The sequence below is a fragment of the Paenibacillus abyssi genome (assembly GCF_014640295.1).
GTDB lineage: Bacteria > Bacillota > Bacilli > Paenibacillales > Paenibacillaceae > Paenibacillus_D > Paenibacillus_D abyssi.
This window is the reverse complement of sequence record NZ_BMGR01000004.1, coordinates 339,523-358,922: the sequence shown is the minus strand read 5'-3', so window position 1 is coordinate 358,922 and position 19,400 is coordinate 339,523. Positions and strand designations below refer to the sequence as shown.

12 protein-coding genes and 2 pseudogenes are annotated in these 19,400 nt (G+C 42.5%); 13 read left to right on the top strand and 1 reads right to left on the bottom strand.

All coding sequences use genetic code 11. The features are described 5' to 3' along the window. The first annotated feature begins 3 nt into the window (after nt 1-3). The 8 genes and pseudogenes from IEW11_RS08335 to IEW11_RS08300 all read left to right on the top strand — a co-directional run bounded on the left by IEW11_RS08335 (nt 4) and on the right by IEW11_RS08300 (nt 13,344). The gene (locus IEW11_RS08335; RefSeq protein ID WP_188530585.1) at nt 4-663 is read left to right on the top strand and encodes an aspartate/glutamate racemase family protein; all 660 of its coding nucleotides are present in this window, start codon (nt 4-6) and stop codon (nt 661-663) included. Next, on the top strand, nt 663-3,779 hold the full coding sequence (gene lacZ, locus IEW11_RS08330; RefSeq protein ID WP_188530584.1) for a beta-galactosidase, LacZ type: 3,117 nt from the start codon (nt 663-665) through the stop codon (nt 3,777-3,779). Before IEW11_RS08335 ends, lacZ begins: the two co-directional genes overlap by 1 nt. Before the next feature lie 18 nt (nt 3,780-3,797). Next, nucleotides 3,798-5,870, top strand: a complete 2,073-nt coding sequence (locus IEW11_RS08325; protein ID WP_188530583.1) for a beta-galactosidase — start codon at nt 3,798-3,800, stop codon at nt 5,868-5,870. 14 nt (nt 5,871-5,884) lie between these two features. Beyond that, nucleotides 5,885-8,263: a glycoside hydrolase family 95 protein gene (locus IEW11_RS08320; RefSeq protein ID WP_188530582.1), complete on the top strand. Its 2,379-nt coding sequence runs from the start codon at nt 5,885-5,887 to the stop codon at nt 8,261-8,263. A 31-nt stretch (nt 8,264-8,294) separates the two neighbouring features. Further along, nucleotides 8,295-9,005 carry a GDSL-type esterase/lipase family protein gene (locus IEW11_RS08315; protein WP_188530581.1) on the top strand — a complete coding sequence of 237 codons (711 nt, stop codon included), beginning with the start codon at nt 8,295-8,297 and terminating at the stop codon, nt 9,003-9,005. Nucleotides 9,006-9,053: 48 nt separating this feature from the next. Then, a complete protein-coding gene (locus tag IEW11_RS08310; protein ID WP_188530580.1) occupies nt 9,054-10,061 on the top strand; it encodes a glycoside hydrolase family protein in 1,008 nt (335 codons plus the stop codon). Nucleotides 10,062-10,157: 96 nt separating this feature from the next. Next, nucleotides 10,158-10,901 (top strand): annotated as a pseudogene (locus IEW11_RS08305) (FAD-binding oxidoreductase); the annotation flags it as partial. 457 nt (nt 10,902-11,358) lie between these two features. Further along, a complete protein-coding gene (locus tag IEW11_RS08300; protein WP_188530579.1) occupies nt 11,359-13,344 on the top strand; it encodes a glycoside hydrolase family 127 protein in 1,986 nt (661 codons plus the stop codon). Between the two features lie 264 nt (nt 13,345-13,608). Here the strand turns inward: IEW11_RS08300 and IEW11_RS08295 are convergent, their stop codons facing one another. Next, nucleotides 13,609-14,508: a helix-turn-helix domain-containing protein gene (locus IEW11_RS08295; RefSeq protein ID WP_188530578.1), complete on the bottom strand. Its 900-nt coding sequence runs from the start codon at nt 14,506-14,508 to the stop codon at nt 13,609-13,611. A 158-nt stretch (nt 14,509-14,666) separates the two neighbouring features. Here IEW11_RS08295 and IEW11_RS08290 point away from each other — a divergent pair, with 158 nt between their 5' ends. From IEW11_RS08290 to larC, 5 genes and pseudogenes are all read left to right on the top strand, one after another. Continuing rightward, entirely contained in the window at nt 14,667-15,704 is a 1,038-nt protein-coding gene (locus tag IEW11_RS08290; protein WP_188530577.1) for a Gfo/Idh/MocA family protein, read from the top strand. 6 nt (nt 15,705-15,710) lie between these two features. Beyond that, nucleotides 15,711-15,893: pseudogene (locus tag IEW11_RS08285) on the top strand (cupin domain-containing protein); the annotation flags it as partial. Nucleotides 15,894-15,938: 45 nt separating this feature from the next. Then, complete coding sequence (locus tag IEW11_RS08280; protein WP_188530649.1) at nt 15,939-16,958, top strand: dienelactone hydrolase family protein; 1,020 nt, start codon at nt 15,939-15,941, stop codon at nt 16,956-16,958. A gap of 379 nt (nt 16,959-17,337) precedes the next feature. Then, the gene (gene larB / locus IEW11_RS08275) at nt 17,338-18,015 is read left to right on the top strand and encodes a nickel pincer cofactor biosynthesis protein LarB (RefSeq protein ID WP_188530576.1); all 678 of its coding nucleotides are present in this window, start codon (nt 17,338-17,340) and stop codon (nt 18,013-18,015) included. After that, nucleotides 18,015-19,382 carry a nickel pincer cofactor biosynthesis protein LarC gene (gene larC, locus IEW11_RS08270; RefSeq protein ID WP_188530575.1) on the top strand — a complete coding sequence of 456 codons (1,368 nt, stop codon included), beginning with the start codon at nt 18,015-18,017 and terminating at the stop codon, nt 19,380-19,382. Before larB ends, larC begins: the two co-directional genes overlap by 1 nt. Nucleotides 19,383-19,400 lie beyond the last annotated feature (18 nt).

Sequence of the window (19,400 nt, the reverse complement as noted above, 5' to 3'; positions counted from 1 at the left end):
AAAATGAAGACAGTTGTTGCAGTGTACACGGGGCAAGGATTAGCTGAGCCTTTAAAAAAAGTTTTTGATGAAAAAATACCTGGTTGCCGGTTAGTAAATATTATCGATGATAGTCTCATAAGCGACGTTGTAAAAGCTGGTGAAGTAACAACTGCGGTAAAACGCAGATTATTTCAATATTATCAAAATGCCGTTGATATGAATGCTTCCGTTATTTTAAACACTTGTTCTTCTGTAGGAGAAGTTGCAGATCTTGCTAGAGATTTCATTGATATCCCTATCGTAAAAATTGATGAACTGATGGCAAAAGAAGCAGTTGATAATTACACTTCTATAGGTGTTATCGCTACCTTACCTTCTACATTACAACCAACAATGAGGTTGATTGAGAAGCAAGCAAATCTAAAAGGGAAAACGATTAATATCGTAAATGGTTTAGCTGAAGGTGCTTATGATGCATTGGTTAGTGGAAAACCAGAAGAACATGACAGGATTTTGCTTGAAACAGCAAAAAAACTTGCTGAGCAGGTAGATGCCTTTGTACTTGCGCAGGGTTCCATGGCTAGAATGGAAGCAACGCTTTGTGAAAAAACTGGAAAACCGGTATTGTCAAGCCCTGCTCGAGGTGTGACAGAAGTGAAAAATCTTTTGGGGGATTTCTAATGGCAATGATGAACGGTCATATCGAGGACTGGAGAAATTTAACCATATTAGAAAGAAATAGGGAAAAATCACATACACAATTCATCCCATATGCGGATATTGCGACATGCTTGAGTGATAGTAGAGCTGCTTCCCCTTATTACCAATTATTAAATGGAAAGTGGAACTTTCATTACGCCTCTTCACCAGAACAAGCATGTGATGACTTTTATCAATCAGATTTTGACCTTAGTAATTGGGCTACCATTCCTGTTCCTAGCAACTGGCAAATGAAGGGATATGGGATACCTTTGTATAGTAGTAGTCCATATCCATTTCCGATAGACCCACCATATGTACCAACAGAAAATCCAACAGGTTATTACATTAAAAAATTCTATGTGTCAGAGGAATGGAAAGATAGACAAACAAACATTGTTTTTGAAGGTGTAGACTCTGCATTTCATCTTTGGATTAATGGAAAGTTTATCGGTTACAGCCAAGGAAGTCACAATCATTCAGAATTTACTATAACAGATGCAATTGAAACTGGAGAAAATATTGTTGCTGTAAAGGTTTATCAATGGTCAGACGGGAGTTATTTAGAAGATCAGGATAAATGGCGATTATCTGGAATATTTAGAGATGTGTATCTAGTGTCCGTTCCTTATCTTCATATTTTTGATATTTCAACTGCTGTTGCTTTTGATGATGCACTGGAAGATGCAATTTTAAGTGTGAACATCAACATGAAAAATGGAGCCCAACAAGAATTAGCACTCCACTCCCTTGAAATTCAATTGATTGATCAAGAACAACGGGTAATTCATCAACAAGTAATAAAAGAGGAAAAATGGATACCAGCAACATCTGAACTTTTAAATAAAATAAATATTCCCGTAAAAAAGCCGGCAAAATGGTCAGCCGAAGATCCTGCATTATATAGGCTTGTCATCATTCAATACGATCATAGTAACCATATGCAAGAAGTGAAAAAAGTAAATGTCGGCTTTCGAGTGATTGAAATAAAGGAAGGTCAAATGTTGATTAATGGAAATCCCATTATTATAAAGGGAGTTAATCGAAATGAGTTTGACCCTAGATTAGGATTTGTTACAACTGTTGAACAAATGATTAAAGATATCACCCTTATGAAACAACATAATATCAATTCCGTTCGAACCTCCCACTATCCAAATGATACTCGTTGGCTTGATTTGTGTGACGAGTACGGTCTGTATGTCATTGATGAAGCAGATTTGGAGACACACGGTTTTCATTTTATTGGGAATGAAAGCTATCTTTCGGAAAATCCTGCTTGGGAAAAAGCTTATTTAGAACGTGTGCAGCGTATGGTGGAACGAGATAAAAATCATCCTTGTGTTGTGATATGGTCTCTTGGGAATGAATCGGGCTATGGAAGAAATCATGATGTAATGGCCGAGTGGGTTCGCGGGAGAGATTCATCAAGGCCGATTCATTATGAACGAGCGAAGGATGCTGAAGTAGTAGACATTGTGAGTACGATGTACCCTTCCGTGGACACTATTATCGAAGAAGGAAAAAAAGAGTATGAACAACGCCCATTTTTAATGTGTGAATATGGTCATGCGATGGGAAACTCTGTCGGCAATTTAAAGGAATATTGGGAAGCAATCTACAAGTACCGTCGCTTACTCGGAGGCTTAATTTGGGAATGGACCGATCACGGGATTGTTTGTGAGGATGATGCAGGAAATGAATTCTATGCTTACGGCGGAGATTTTGGGGATACCCCAAATAGTGGTTCTTTCTGTATTGATGGTCTACTTTTCCCTGATCGAAGTTTAAAGGCGTCTATTCTTGAATATAAGAAAATTATTTCGCCAATTGTCATAAAAGAGGAAAATATAAAAGAAGGTATAGTTAAAGTTATCAATCGTTATGATTTTTTAACTTTAGAGCATCTTGATATTGTTTGGACTGTAAAGAAAGAAGGGGAAGCTGTACAACAAGGCCAAATTCCATCATTGGATACAGCTCCTGGTAAAGAAGATTTGATAACAATTCCATATGATTATACAAACCTACAGCCTGGATATGAGTATTGGTTAACGATTCAATTTGTCCTCAATCGAGATACTTTATGGGCAGAGCGTGGACATGAAATTGCATGGTCAGATCTGTCCATTCCCGTTAAAGGGGAAGTTAGCATCACTTCAAAGGAAGCAATGCCGAACATGTATATGGAACAATCTAACTCCTATTTGATTATGAAGGGCAATGATTTTGAAATCACGGTTGATAAGTTAAAGGGAATTATCACTAATTGGGAATTTATGAACCAAGAATTACTGCAGGTTGGCCCAAAGCTACAGCTATGGCGAGCACCACTAGATAATGATGTGAACTTGAAAAAAGAATGGATAAAAAGTGGGTATAATCGATTAAAAGCTCAACTTAGAGATCTAACTTTTGAATGGCTTGTGGACAATCAAGTGTGCATCTTAAAAACGTCATTCTCTCATGGTGCAGATGGGTTAGGTGTATGTTTTACTTCCACCACAACCTATACCATTTATGGAAATGGCCAAGTTACGGTAGGAACAGAATTAAAACCTACCGAATACATGGAGTTAGCTTGTTTACCGAGGATTGGAATGCAGCTAGAGATGCCAGGGGAATTCAATGACTTTAGCTGGTTTGGACTTGGTCCGCATGAGTGCTACCCGGATCGTAAAGAAAGCGGGAAATTAGGAATTTATCGTGGAACCGTCCAAGAACAGTTTGTTCCTTATATCAAACCACAAGAAAATGGGAACAAAGCTGATGTCAGGTGGGCTACTGTAACAGATTCACGAGGAATTGGTTTCCTGATCGTTGGTGAACCATTACTTAATACAAGTGTTCACCATTACTCTACAACTGATTTAACGAACACGGACCATGTTCATAAATTAACGCGACGAAATAGTACATTTGTTAATTTGGACGATGAACAGAGCGGAATTGGAAACCATAGCTGCGGCTATGCTCCAACACTAGAAAAATATTTAATAAAGCCTAAAAATACATCATTTTCTTATAAAATTATCCCAATCTCTTTAAATAGTAGTGATCAAGGTAAATTAAGTAAACAACTGATCGAACACACTTAAGAAAAGACAGGTGTTAATATGTTTAATCAAAAAGTTACGAAAATGCTCCACGGAGGAGACTATAATCCCGAACAATGGCCAAAGGACACTTGGTCCGAAGACATGCGAATGTTTAAATTGGCCGATATCGATATAGCGACAATAAATGTTTTCTCATGGTCTCTGACACAGCCTGATGAAGCCACTTATAACTTTGAGTGGTTAGATGAGATTATGGATATGTTGGCAGACAATGGAATTAAGGTATGTCTAGGTACTAGCACCGCTGCACATCCTGCATGGATGGCCAGAAAGTATCCAGATGTGTTAACTGTTGACTTTGAAGGCAGGAAGAAAAAGTATGGACGTCGTCATAATTCATGTCCTAATAGTCCTACTTATCGGAAATATGCCAAAATAATCGCGAAAAAACTGGCGGAACGTTACAAGGATCATCCTGCCCTATTACTATGGCACGTGAATAATGAAATGGGTGTTAGATGCTACTGTGATAATTGTGAAAAGTCATTCCGTCATTGGCTTCAAAACAAATATGGTAGCTTAGAAGAAGTGAATCGGGCATGGAATACAAAATTTTGGGGACATACCTTTTATGATTGGGATGAAATTGTTCTGCCTAACCTTCTAAGTGAACATTTAAGTGCAAGTAACCATGAAGTAACATCCTTTCAAGGGATTTCATTAGATTATGACAGGTTTATATCTGATAGTTTGTTAGATTGCTATCTTCTTGAAAGAGATGCAATAAAGGAAGTCATTCCAGATGCAGTGGTGACAACTAATTTTCAAAGTAATGGCACGTACAGACTGCTAGATTATTTTAAATGGGCAAAATATCTTGATGTAATCGCATTAGATATGTACCCAACAAATGATATGCCTATGGGCATGACTGCAATGAGGCATGATTTAATGAGAGGACTTAAAGATGGTGATCCATATTTACTCATGGAGTCATGTCCAACACAGCTCAATTGGAAACCTCAAAACGCTCTTAAACGACCTGGGGTACATAAGTTATGGAGCTATCAGGCTGTATCTCGTGGGGCAGATGGTGTTATGTATTTCCAACTAAGAAGATCGGTTGGTGCGTTTGAAAAATTCCATGGAGCCCTTATTGATCATGTTGGTCATGAGCATACACGTGTATTCCGTGAATGTGCAGAGCTAGGTCATGAACTAAGTCAATTAGGTGATTCCATTTTAGGAGCAAGGGTTGATGCGAAGATCGGTATTGTGTTTGATTGGGAAAACTGGTGGGCAATAGCTCATTCAAGTGGACCTAGTGTTGATTTAAATTATATAAATGAAGTGCAGAAATACTATGATGCCTTCTATCACCAAAATATACAAGTGGATATGATCGGTGTAGAAACGGATTTAGAGCAATATGATTTAGTCATTGCACCAGTTCTTTATATGGTAAAACAAGGCTACGCTAAAAAGCTAGAACAATTTGTTGAAAATGGGGGAACCTTTGTTACAACCTTTTTTAGTGGAATCGTAGATGAAAATGATTTAGTAACGTTAGGTGGGTATCCAGGCGAACTACGGAACCTGTTAGGAATTTGGGTGGAAGAAATTGATTCTTTGTTTCCTGAACAACGAAATAGTATCGTAATGAAGCAACCATTTCACCAATTGAGTGGTTCATATGAATCTAGTATTTTATGTGATTTAATTCATGAAGAAGGTGCCGAAGTAATTGCTGAATTTGGGAATGAGTTTTATCGCGGGATGCCAGCATTAACGAGAAATATATTCGGTAAAGGTGATGCTTGGTATGTTGCATCTAGTCCGGAACCTGAATTTTTAAAGAACCTAGTAGGTGCTTTATGTGAAAATAACGGAATAAAACCGACTCTAATCACACCTCCAAATGTTGAAGTTAGCCGCAGGAATAAAGATGGTAAAGAATTTACATTTATTTTAAACCACAATGTTGAAGCAAAAACAATTGATATCGGAGTTAAGAAACAGAAGGATATGTTAGCTGGGACGGTAATAAGTGGTGAGATAAATATCCCTCCTAACGGGGTACTAATTTTGGAAGCAGTAAATGAAAGAGTTGCTTCTGCAATAAAATCGTGACAGGAGTGAATGAAATGAGTGAGAGGAGCAACACAATGCTGTGGTATAAAGCTCCAGCAAATGAATGGGTAGAGTCACTTCCAATCGGTAATGGACGTCTTGGAGGCATGGTATATGGAGGCGTAAAACAGGAGCGTATTTCTCTTAATGAAGATACATTATGGTCCGGTATGCCATCGGAGGCTGATAATGCCGAAGTGGTAAACTATCTGGAAAAAACTCGAGAGTTAATTTTTGCAGAGAAATATCGAGAAGCACAAACGATTATTGAGAATCATATGCTCGGACCGTGGTCTAGTTCGTATCAGGCTATGGGTGATTTGCAGATAGAGTTTCTGCATGGTTTGGAAGTAATTGACTATCGAAGAGAACTTAATTTAAGAACTGCTATTACTTCTACTGAATATAAAAGTAAGGGTGTCTGTTATTATAGAGAATCCTTTATATCATCCGTTGATCAAGTAATGGTCGTTCGGTTAGAGAGTGATACTCCTGCAGGAATTGATTTCGAAGCTTCGTTAACGAGTCCTTTACAGCACACAGTTTTTATGAAAACAAAGGAACAAATTGTATTGCAAGGGAAAGCACCAAGCATAGTAGAACCGTTACATGATCCTAGTGAACAACCGGTGATCTATGAAGAAGGGAAAGGTATGTCTTTTCAAATGAATCTATTGGTCTTACCCGAAGGTGGTCGTGTGGAAGCACACGGTGCTAGACTGCTAGTTAAATCGGCAAATGCCGTAACATTGTTGTTTTCAGCAGCAACAAGCTTTAATGGTTTTGATAAGGATCCGGTTTTAGAAGGAAAGGATCCTGCAAAGCTTTCTGAAAAATGGTTAAATGAGGCAACTAACTATTCTTATGAGGAATTAAAATCTCGCCATATTGCTGATCATCAGTCCTTTTTCGATCGTGTGGAGCTAGAGCTAGATGTGCGAAATTATGAATCAATTCCAACCGATGAACGAATTTTAGCTGTAAGAGATGGTAAAATAGACGATCAACTTGCGATTTTATTTTTCAATTTTGGCAGATATTTATTAATTACCAGCTCACGCCCAGGAACACAGCCATCCAATTTACAGGGAATCTGGAATAACAAAACTCGTCCGCCGTGGACTTCTAATAACACAACAAATATCAACACGGAAATGAACTATTGGCTTACTGAGACATGTAATTTGCCAGAGCTAAGTCAACCACTTTTTGATATGCTTAAGGATTTACAGGTAGCCGGTGGAAAAATGGTGGATGTCTACTATAAATGTCGAGGCTGGACAGCCCATCATGGAGTGGATTTGTGGAGGACAGCAGCCCCACAAGGTGCCAAATCAAAGGGTCCGGCAAGCTGGGCGTATTGGCCGATGACTGGACCATGGTTATGTCAACACCTGTGGGAACATTATGCATTTAGTGGTAGTAAGGAGTTTCTGCAGAATACGGCATATCCACTTATAAAAGGGGTTGCTTTATTCTGTCTTGATTACCTTGTAGAGGATTCAGAAGGAAACTTAGTTTCTGTCCCATCTACGTCACCGGAAAATACATTTATTGGACCTGATGGTGTTCATGCAGCAGTCAGTATCAGCTCTACACTAGATATTGCGCTTATGAAGGATTTATTTACTTATTGTATTGATTCAAGTGAGATTCTTGGGGTGGATGAAGAATTCAGAAATAAATTAATTGAAGCGAGAGAACGATTATTACCTTTAAAGATTGGAAAGCATGGACAGCTTCAGGAATGGTACAAAGATTTTGATGAAGCAGAACCTGGCCATCGTCATACGGCGCATTTGTATGCGTTACATCCAAGTAACCAAATAACACCACGATCTACTCCGGAATTAGCGAGAGCAGCGAGAGTCACTTTGGATCGTCGGAGAGTGTATGAAGGTACGGATACAATAGGCTGGTGTTTTGCGTGGAATATTTGTTTTTATGCAAGACTAGAGGAGCCTGAAATGGCATATGAATACCTTACAAAACTAGTAGCAAATCCATTTCCAAACCTGTTCAATGCACATCGCCACCCAAAGCTAAAGGAATATCCGTTAACAGTAGAGGCAAACTTTGGAGCAACAGCAGGAATTGCTGAAATGCTTTTACAAAGTCATGATCAATGTATTCACCTTTTGCCAGCTATACCTAAAGCTTGGAAGAAAGGAAAAATAAAGGGTCTTCGTGCACGTGGTGGATATGAGATAGACATGGAATGGGATAATGGAAAAGTAATAAAAACTCAAATAAAAGCTTTGAACGATGGTTTATGCAGAATAAGAACTGATTATATACCGGGTATAGTAAATGAAGAATTTATTATAAAGGATGGAATTATTGAAATTAAGGCAAAAGCCGGTAAGACATATTTACTAGAATTTAAGGACTGAACTTAATAAAAAAGAAAGAGAGTGATTATTTATGGTAAGTAAAGCAGAACGTCCTGAAATGATAAGACCAGGAATGTTTGGAGGAATTGTTTCAGCAGATACAAGGCGTAATGTATTTGATTATCACAATGAAGTGTTAATTCGTCACGAAGTACCGATTGACTTTGTATTTATTGGGGACTCAATTACAGATATGTGGGACATCGAAACGTATTTTGATGGTAATAATCGCCGCCTTGTAAACCGTGGAATTGGAGGGGATATGACTCCTTTCGTTCGTAGAAGATTTGCTGCTGATGTCGTTCAGCTAAAGCCAAAATATGCAGTGATCAAAATAGGGATTAATAATACGTGGGCATTGGATGAATGGCAGCCGCAAAATAGAAAAAAACCACAACAAATTCATGATGAAATCGTGGGTGATATTCAAGCAATGGTTCAACAAGCAAAGGAAGCAGGGATTAACCCTATTGTATGTTCGTTACTTCCTACTAGAATCGATACAAACAAACAAACTCCAGAACGTAATGAATTAGTCATTGAAATTAACCAGTCATTAAAGCAGTTTGCTAAAGAAGAAGAAATTGTTTATGTAGATTATCATTCAGCAATGACGGATGAAGATAGGAAAACACTAAGACCAGGTTTAGCGAATGACGGTCTACATCCACATGTACTTGGCTACGACATTATGGCTGAGACACTAAAAAGTGAATTAAATAAACAAGGTATTGAGATATAAATCGATAAGAAACTGATTTAATATTAGAATACTTGAGAGGAGTAGAATATGAATATCGAGCCGTATTTAACCCCATATAAGTATGGGAAGCCTGTATTAATAGGTTCAGGAGAAAAAGGAAGCTTTGATGAACGTTGTGTGGATTGTCCGTTTGTATTCCAGCATAATGAAAAATTTTACATGATGTATGTTGGGTTTGATGGAGTTGGTTACCAAACAGGACTTGCAACGAGTGAAAATCTATTAGATTGGGAGCCGATTGGAACCATCTTGAGACGAAATGAAGGCTCAGGCTGGGACGACAAAAATATTGCTGGGACATGGATCATGAAGGAAAATCATATAGACGCACCTCCAGTACTAAAGAAGTGGGATAATAAGTATTGGCTAGTTTATCATGCATATCCGGAAAATGGGTATGAAGAAGGCTCCGCAAAGATTGGGTTAGCTTGGACAGAAGATGAAAATCTACTAGAATGGCATAGATTATCTGAACCTATTCTAACCCCAGAAGCAGGAGATTGGTGGGAAAAAGGAGGGTTATATAAAGAGTGTTTAGTAGAGCATGGAGGTACCTTTTATTTGTATTATAATGCGAAGAATACAAATGAAGGGAGATGGATTGAACAGACAGGTTTGGCAACATCTAAAGATCTGCAAAAGTGGGAGCGATATAGCAATAATCCTGTATTACGTGTATCCGAAAATAGATGGGATTTAGGTTTTGTCAGCGATCCTTGTGTTCTATATGATACAGACCGTTATCAATGGGTCATGTACTTTTTTGGTTACGATTATAAAAAAGCCCAGGAAGGAATCGCTTTATCAAAGGACCTTCTGCATTGGGAGAAATACCCTGATCCAATTATTGAAATTGGAAAAGAGGGGGAGATTGATTCTATTTTTGCCCACAAGCCTTCTGTCATATCACATAATGGCGTTCTTTATCATTTTTATTGCTCAAGTAGAAGACATAAAGAAGGTGACCCAACGGTTAATTTCGGAAATGAATTTCGAACGATTACGGTCGCAGCATCAGAAGATATATTTTCATAGAGCCTAGCCGAATAGATCTAGAACAGAAATAATCCCCTAGTGTTTCAAGTATATCACTAGGGGCTTTCTAATTTTTCAAAATGGGAGATGTTTGACTTGATTACAAATGAAATAAAACAAAAGCTAATCCATATTGTCGGCTCTTCCAACTATGACGATTCCAACGTTGGAAGACTTGTCTATTTCTACGATGCTACACCACAATTTCAATCGATGCCTGATGCAATTGTCGCTCCGCGAAACACAAAGGAAGTTTCAGAGATTGTAAAGATATGCAATGAAAATCGATTACCGATAGTACCAAGAGGATCAGGAACCAATCTTTGTGCAGGAACCTGTCGCAGGAGGACTAGTTCTTCTATTTAAACATATGAACGACATACTAGAAATCGATGAATAAAATTTAACCGTGACCGTTCAACCTGAAGTCATTACGCTAGACATGATTAATGCAGTTGAAGCAAAGGGGCTATTTTATCTTCCTGACCCAAGTGGGAATATAAACGAAAATTCTGGGGACTTACGTGGACTTAAATATGGAGTAACACGTGATTATGTCCTCGCAATAGTTGGCTCAGAGGGAACGATCGGAATTATTACGGAAGCAACTTTAAAGCTTATTCCCATACCAGAGTTCTAAAATGACGATGTTCGATCTTTATCAAGATCTAGAAGCAGCAGCTAAAACCGTCTCTAGTTGCAAACAAGATAATTCATACTACTCTAGAATTTTTAGATCTACCAACACTGAAGGTTGTGGAAGCACATGCCCAAATAGGCTTGCCTACTGATGTAAAAGCTGTTCTCCTCATTGAGCAGGATGGTCCATTGGAAGTAGTAAAGTGTACTGATTTTAACAATAACATTCATATTTGAACAAACGGGTGCATTACTGGAATAGTAGTGCATTATTCTTTTAGAAATACAATGGTGTGACACCTGGGAATTTTAGAGAGCAGTATAGATATACAACAACAAATTAATTCAAGAAAATTAAACTTATCCTTTAATTATAGAAGCAGCAAAGTTTTGTTTACTTTGTTAAACCTTTAAAATGAACACAAAATTCTGAAATATGTTCTATATTTATTGTAGTTTGTTCATGAGAAAATAAATTAAAAAACTTTCTCGTCTATTTATTTTTTCACAAAATGTTAACGCTTTCCTAAAGGCATGAGAGTGAACGAGGGGCGATCTTAACGTCCAAGACTGGTGACGAGTTGAGGGAAGTTCTGAAAAATGGCTTTGTCGCGTTTTTGCAAAAGGATTTGAGAGATTGTTACGAGGAGGAAATAGAATGCTGATTGATACAAGGAAAAGCAAGTATTCCAAAGTACATTCTTTACCGGTACAGGCTATTGATTGGAATGAAGGGTTCTGGAAAGAAAGGTTTGATGTTTGCGCAGATGTATCTGTTCCGCATATTAGGAGTCAGTTTGAAGATGATTCACCGACGTTTCATGTCGTAGAAAACTTCCGAGTGGCGGCTGAGCTTCATGAGGGGGAACATGCAGGAACTCCATTTGGAGACGGTGATTTTTATAAGTGGATGGAAGCTGCCATGTATGTTGTGGCCAAGCGTGGCGACAAAGAGTTAGAGAAGGATTTGGATGCTTATATTGAACTCATTAGCAAGGCACAACAGCTTGATGGTTATATCTCCACAAAGCAGATCATCGCAGATAAGAGTAGCGGTGGTAATAGTCGATTGGGACATGTAAATGATTTTGAATTCTATAATTTCGGACATCTGATGACCACAGCCTGTGCATATAAGAGAATTACAGGAAAGGATTCTTTCCTGAAGGTGGCGGAAAAAGCAGCTGGATATTTGAGGAATCTATATGAAGAGCAAATTCGAAAGGGCGAGGCATTAACAGAGGTTTGCCCTTCTCACTATATGGGGATTACGGAATTGTATAGAACGACCGGGAAGAACGAATATCTGGAATTGGCTGAGTTGGCTCTTAAAGCACGGGATTTGGTAAAAAATGGAACTAATGATAATCAAGACAGATTACCACTAAGAGAACATAGAAAGATTGTTGGACATGGTGTTCGTTCTACCTATCTATATTCAGGAGTAGCAGATATCTATCTTGAAAATGGGGATGAGGAGCTGAAGACGGTACTGGACTCTGTATGGGAAAATTGTGTAGGTAAGAAACTCTACATTAATGGCGGTTGTGGTGCTCTTTATTCAGGTACGTCACCTTATGGGGAATTTAGTTTTGACATGAGTAAAAACGTTGTCCATCAGGCATTCGGATATGAGTACCAGCTTCCTAATATTACGGCATATAATGAAACCTGTGCGACGATCGGAAATATTATGTGGAACTTAAGGATGTTCGCTATAGATCCACAAGCAAAATATTTTGATATCATTGAACGTTCCATGCTGAATTTATCAATCGCATCTGTTAGTTTATCAGGCGATCGATACTTTTACCAAAACGCATTGAGAAGGGTGAAAGAGTTAGATCATGAATTAATGTGGCCATTGGAAAGAACAGGAACACTGACTTGTTTTTGTTGCCCACCCAACATGGCCAGGATTATTACAGAATCCAGTGAATATGCCTACATGATTTCTGATGATTCTATTTATACAGGGATGTATGGAGCTAATACTGCCGGTTTCCGTCTTAGTAATGGTGCAGCCTTCACCATCATGCAAAAGACAGAATATCCTTGGGATGGACGTGTTGTAATGGAATTTGGCGATGTAAAAGAGGATGTGCCTATTACGGTTAAATTGCGTGTTCCAGGCTGGTTAACAGGAGGATCTATTACGGTAAATGGCGAAGAGATTGCGGACTTGGATAAAAGCCATGCCTCCAGTTACTTCAGTATTGATATTGATAAAATAGATGGAACAAGAATTGAATTACAGATGGATATGCCTGTCCGTCTGACTGTAGCTCATTCTTATCTGGAGGAAAACATCAATCAGGTTGCAGTGGAGAGAGGTCCTTTGTTGTATTGCCTTGAGTCACCGGATGTACCTCTTCCGGAATTAGGAGATTTCATGTTGCCGGCATCTGCGAAATTTAAATCAGTTCCTTACGAGATAAGCGGCAAGACAGTCCTTTCACTGGAAACAGATGGATTAACTGTAAAATGGAATAAAGAAAAGGACAGGCAGGCTTTATATCAGACCTTGGATATAGAAGGGCCGGGACGAGTTCGTGTCCGAATGATTCCATATTTCGCATGGGATAACCGTGGAAATGGTGAAATGATGGTGTGGTTCCCATTATATTTTGGAGAATTTAGTTGATAATTGCTTTTAGCTCTAGTTTAAAAGGCTGAAGTATCAAAACAGCGCTCGGAAGAACATTCGAACATGCAGTTCACTGTTAAACCTCAAAATAGTGGCGACCTCTCTCCGGCAGAATACCGGAATCGATCGCCGTACTCCGACTATTTCAGCATGCTCAGAAATTCCCTCACGAACCCCGGCTAATCCGGCCACGCCTGATCGGAAACAAGATTTTGATGCGTGTGCAAGTTTTTCTTAATACATGAGTTCCACGGCACTTTCCTATTCGAAGGGGACAGATGTTTTTTTTATGAACTGCGAAGGCGTAATTCCCTTGTATTGCTTGAACAGCTTGGTAAAATAATTCGGATTGCCGCAGCCGATCATGGAAGCAATCTCGGTGACGGAATACTTGCGTTCGATCAGCAGTCGCTCGGCCTCGTTGATGCGGCTGAGATTGACGTAATCGACGAAGGTGCGGCCGGTAAGCCTTTTAAACGTTTTGCAGAAATGGTAAGGATTCAGGTTGACCCGTTTGGCAGCTTGTTCGAGTGTTATTTTGTCCGCAGGGTGTGTTTCTATATACCGGATCAACGATTTGAACCGCTCCCTGTTTTTTTCTACCGTATGATGTTCATCCATATTAAGAGGCAGATAGGTTCGCGATAGCTGTGTAACGAGCGCGTAGAGCAGGGATTTGACGACGAGCAGATATGCGGGCCCGTTTCTTTCATATTCGGAAATCATTTGTTTTAGTAAGGTGTAGCAAGCTTCATACGTTGGATCCAGAGCATCCGGCTTGACCGGAAATTGCAAGCGCCCTTCCATATACGGTGTCACGTATTGGGTATGGATCGAATCTTGCATCCATCCGCTGAAAAGCGATGGGTTAAATACAAGCGAAACAAATTCGACGGGTTCGTCGGCCAGACTGTAACCAACATGAAGCCCGCCGGAGGGCACGATCAAAAATTCACCGTGACGCGCCTCATAAGGACGGCTGTCTATATGAAATACTGCGCTGCCACGCTCCATGACGATCATTTCAAAATGCTCGTGCCAATGCAAGTACAAGATGTTCTTATCTCTTCTGGCATCAGGAATGCGGTTTCTAAAAAATTGGAATGGATATGCTTTTTCAGAGAGCCGGGTCTCTTCACGCAGTTCCTTCGGGTATGTCATAACAGGTCGGTCCTTTCTCCGCAAGATTAGACGATTATTGCCCAAGATTGGATAGAGAATCGGCTGGAATTAGGCGATATAATGAAATAGTCTTACATAAAGCAAATCAATATTAGAGTGTTTCATTAGTAGTCTATTACGAAAGCGGGGAGAACACAATGACGGAAAAGTACCGCGTAACGGTAGCGGGCTGCGGGGGTATGGCCAATAGTTGGATCCAGTATGCGCTGCAGCGCGAAGATACGGAAATTGTGGCACTAGTTGATATTAAGATCGAATTTGCCCAAGCGATGGCAGAGAAGTACGGACTCTCCTGCAAGGTGTTCACTGATCTGAGCGAGGCCATCCGGGAAACGGGTACAAATCTGGTGTTTGATATAACTATTCCTGCCAGCCATTACGGAATCAGCACGACGGCAATGCGGCTTGGCTGCGATGTGTTTACGGAGAAACCGCTCGCAGAATCGATGGCTGAATGCCGTGACATCATTCGTATCTCCGACGAGACGGGCCGGACGCATGCGGTAATGCAAAACCGCCGGTTCGACCCGCGGATCCGGGCGCTCCGGCAGCTGATTGATTCGGGTACAATCGGCAGGCCGGGATACGCTGGAGCCGATTTTTTTCTCGGTCCCCACTTTGGCGGCTTCCGCGATGTGATGGACAGCCCGCTGCTGCTGGACATGGCGATTCATACGTTTGACCAAGCGCGGCTCATTCTCGGTGCCGACCCGATATCCGTTTACTGCCATGAATTTAATCCGCCGGGATCGTGGTACGCAGGCAATGCGGCTGCGATATGCATATTCGAAATGTCGGACGGTTCGGTCTTCTGCTATCGCGGTTCATGGTGTGCGGAGGGAGCGCCTACCTCCTGGGAAGCGTCCTGGCGCATAACGGGAGAGAGGGGAACTGCGGTTTGGGACGGAGTTGGCGCTCCTTATGCAGAATCGGTTGCTCCCGGAGATCAGACGGGTAAATTCATGTTTGATTATGTAAAAGAAGAGGCGGAAGTGGCTGTGCAGGATCACACCTTTCATTACGGGTGTCTCGATGAGATGTTCGCTTCGCTTGAAGAAGGCCGCCGGGCAGAGACTGACTGCAGAGACAATATTCAGAGCATGGCGATGGTGTTTGGCGCAGTTGAAAGCGCTAAAACGGGTAAAAAGGTCATGTTGGAAGATCTGTGGAGGTGAAATCAGATGGTAAACATCGGTGAATGGGAGAACGCGGAGCCTGGAGTGAAACGGAAAATATTTGCGCCAGGAGAGCGCCTCATGATGATGGAGGTTCATTTCGAAGCCGGCGCGGAAGGATATCTGCATAGCCATCCTCATGAACAGATGAGCTATTGCCTCAAAGGGAAAATCCAATTTGTCATCAACGTTATTATGGGAAGAGTCTAATAATCGAAAGAGGCGATGCGGTTGATGTGGAAAGCAGACTCGTGGCTGGATCAATTGTATGAGAATGCTCTTATGAAACACAGAGAAAACGCGCAATCTGAGCTTCCTGAGCGCAGAAAAGAAAAACTTAAGCAGGCGCTTGGCGAATGTGTCGGCGAGTTCGAGCCTAATGCCGGATATACGCCGATACTGCTGGAGCGGGTGGAATGCGACGATTATATCCGTGAACGCGTCGAGCTCTCGGCTACACCTGGTTTATCATTCGCGGCTTATGTACTGCTGCCCAAAGAGGCGAAAGGAGCCCTGCCGGGTGTTCTTGCTTTGCATGGGCATGGTTATGGAAGCAGGGAGATCGTCGGCCTTCTGCCGGACGGATCGCCGGACACGAATGTCCCCGGCATTCATCAGCACTTCGCCGTTCAACTCGTCAAGCGCGGCATGGCGGTAATCGCGCCGGATGTGGCCGGTTTCGGGGAACGTAAGCTCGAAGCCGATCTGACGCTGAATCCGCATGCGCCGAACTCCTGTTACCGGCTGTCCACGCAGTTGATGATGCTGGGCAAAACGCTGACCGGCCTCCGTGCGTGGGAAGCACGGGGCGCATTGGACTATTTGGCATCACGGCCTGAGGTCGATGAAGCACGTGTGGGAGCGATGGGCTTCTCAGGCGGAGCGTTGATTGCTTACGTGGCCGCTGTAATGGATGAGCGCATAAAGGCGGAGGTATTATGCGGATTTCCGAATACATTTAAGGACAGCATATTTGCCGTACATCATTGTATTGATAATTATACACCCGGCCTGCTGCTGCACGCTGAGCTGCCGGAGCTGATCGGCCTCATTGCTCCGCGTCCGTTATTTCTTGAGTCGGGTACAAACGATCCGATATTTCCGGTGCAAGGCTTTAACAGAGCAGTCAGGGAGCTGCAAGTAATCTATGAGCGTGAGGGCGCTAAAGACAAACTGCAGACAGATCTCTTCCAGGGTGCACATGAAATCAGCGGCAGGACCGCATACGATTGGCTGAAACATGTATTAAGCTGATTGAATATGACTAAAGATTTGCAAGGCTGCCTTATCGACGGATGAATGTCCGCGGATGAGACAGCCTTTCATGTTCGAGGAGGGATAAAAGCGGCAAGTCGAAAGAAGAGCGGCGATACTATCGTACGCCAGGACGTGATTTGTTGAATTGAGGATCGATAGGTGTGTAAGGCGATTTCTTGTTATAATAGAGAAGTAAGCCATGTAATTGGCCAAGCAGTCCGGACTAGCCAAAGGGGATAAACCAACCTTTGCTTGTCCTCGTGAATTGCATACGGAGAAACGATTACGCTTACAAAGCTGAATCTAGTCTGACGATGGATCTGTCGGGTTATAAGAGTGGAAGCATGAACTGTGGATTGGAAATGGAGGCAAATTGATGAGTACATTTGAAGACCTTGGATTTTGCAAGCTGGATGTTGACCGCGAGCAGCGCACGGGCTTTCCGGAAGTCGTATTCGGCTCCGGTAAGACGGTAGAGCAGATTGTTCAGATTACTTCCCGGTTAATCGAACATCATGGACGCGCGCTTGTTACCCGAATCTCGCCTGAGAAGGCGGAGCAGGTGAAAGCCCTGCTCCCTCAAACCGTTTATCATGAAGTACCACACTTGTTGTCATTCGGCGAACCCGCTCATCGCTTTCCGGGAAAGGTCGCGGTGTTGTGCGGCGGGACTTCGGATATCCATGTGGCCGAGGAAGCTGCTGTGACAGCGGAGTGGATGGGCTGTGAAGTAGAACGGATCTATGATGTCGGAGTAGCGGGGATCGACAGGCTGCTGTCTTACCGTGAGAACATCCGGCGCGCCAATGTCGTTATCGTCGTCGCCGGAATGGAGGGGGCGCTGCCAAGCGTGGTTGGCGGGCTGGTGAAAAGGCCGGTTGTTGCCGTGCCGACATCGGTCGGATACGGTGCGAATATGCAGGGCTTGACCCCGCTGCTGTCGATGATGACCTCATGCGCAACAGGAGTAGCCGTTATGAATATCGACAACGGCTTCGGTGCCGGGTATTATGCCAGCACGATTCAACAGCTGGTGAAGGAGGCAAGCGAATAATGGGGAAGCTGCTCTACCTGGATTGTATATCCGGTATTGCCGGTGATATGACACTCGCAGCACTGATCGATGCGGGTGCGGATATCGATTATATCCTGCGGCATTTACGGCGATTGCCATTCGACCCGTTCGAAATGGACATCAAGCCGGTGATGAAGAAGGGAATCTCGGCAAAGCAGGTGCTTTTAAGTTTTGATCTAGGCCATCATAAAAATCATTCTAACCAAGATAATGTACATACACACGATTTACACGATCATCACCATAATCACGATGATGATGATCACAGGCATGAACATTTCGATGAGCATGGCCACAGCCATGGCGAACACCACGGTCATGGCGACCATCATCACAGCCGTGGTGACCATCAACACGGTCATGGGGACCATCACCATGAGCACGGGCACCGTAAAGCTGCTGATATCATTAAAGGCATTGAAAATTCGAAGCTGCCTGAACGAGTCAAGTCGCGGAGTATCCGCATATTTCAAGCGATAGCGGAAGCAGAGGGGAAGATCCACGGCATATCGCCGGAAGAAGTACACTTCCATGAGGTTGGAGCGATGGATTCGATTATCGATATTATCGGGGTTTGCCTTGCACTGGAAAGTTTGGATGTGGATACGGTAACCGCTTCACCGGTGCCCACAGGAAGCGGTAAATTACGGATGGCACATGGCCTTTATCCTATACCTGCGCCAGCTACGGCAGAACTGCTGCGCGGCATCCCTTTAGCCCGCTTGGAAGCTCAGGGTGAGCTGACCACGCCTACCGGCGCAGGTATTCTTAAGGCATTGGCGGCAGAGTTCGGAGCATTGCCCGAAGGCGTGATCGATACGATCGGATACGGTGCAGGAAATAAGGAATTTGATCATCCAAACGTATTGCGTTGTATTGTGATGAAGGCACACGGTGATGACGAACGGGAGAACGTGGTTGTCATGGAAGCGCATCTGGATGATTGTACGGGAGAGATGATGGGATACACAATGGAACGGCTGCTCGAGGCTGGCGCGTTGGATGTCTTCTTCACTCCGATCCATATGAAGAAAAACCGGCCGGGCGTATTGATAACCGTATTAACGAAACCTGAAATTGAGGCGAGCTGCGAGCAGCTGCTTTTGACGGAGACCACCACATTGGGGGTGCGGAGAAGCCAGTGGACTCGCCGGATTCTCGGACGCCGGTCAGTGACGGTAGAGACCCGTTTTGGTCCGGTTCGCATCAAACAAGCATTGCAGGCTGGAAGTGTCGTCCATCAATCCCCCGAATACGAAGACGCGGCACAAGCCGCCCGCGCACATGGGGTACCGCTCCAAGCAGTGTATGAGGAGGCGCTGCGAGAAATCGCAATAAAGTCGTAGGAACAATAACGATTAGAT

Coding starts and splice junctions, on each gene's coding strand:
- IEW11_RS08335 (WP_188530585.1), top strand. CDS start 4: ATGAAGACAGTTGTTGCAGTGTACACGGGGCAAGGATTAGCTGAGCCT.
- lacZ (WP_188530584.1), top strand. CDS start 663: ATGGCAATGATGAACGGTCATATCGAGGACTGGAGAAATTTAACCATA.
- IEW11_RS08325 (WP_188530583.1), top strand. CDS start 3,798: ATGTTTAATCAAAAAGTTACGAAAATGCTCCACGGAGGAGACTATAAT.
- IEW11_RS08320 (WP_188530582.1), top strand. CDS start 5,885: ATGAGTGAGAGGAGCAACACAATGCTGTGGTATAAAGCTCCAGCAAAT.
- IEW11_RS08315 (WP_188530581.1), top strand. CDS start 8,295: ATGGTAAGTAAAGCAGAACGTCCTGAAATGATAAGACCAGGAATGTTT.
- IEW11_RS08310 (WP_188530580.1), top strand. CDS start 9,054: ATGAATATCGAGCCGTATTTAACCCCATATAAGTATGGGAAGCCTGTA.
- IEW11_RS08300 (WP_188530579.1), top strand. CDS start 11,359: ATGCTGATTGATACAAGGAAAAGCAAGTATTCCAAAGTACATTCTTTA.
- IEW11_RS08295 (WP_188530578.1), bottom strand. CDS start 14,508: ATGACATACCCGAAGGAACTGCGTGAAGAGACCCGGCTCTCTGAAAAA.
- IEW11_RS08290 (WP_188530577.1), top strand. CDS start 14,667: ATGACGGAAAAGTACCGCGTAACGGTAGCGGGCTGCGGGGGTATGGCC.
- IEW11_RS08280 (WP_188530649.1), top strand. CDS start 15,939: ATGTGGAAAGCAGACTCGTGGCTGGATCAATTGTATGAGAATGCTCTT.
- larB (WP_188530576.1), top strand. CDS start 17,338: ATGAGTACATTTGAAGACCTTGGATTTTGCAAGCTGGATGTTGACCGC.
- larC (WP_188530575.1), top strand. CDS start 18,015: ATGGGGAAGCTGCTCTACCTGGATTGTATATCCGGTATTGCCGGTGAT.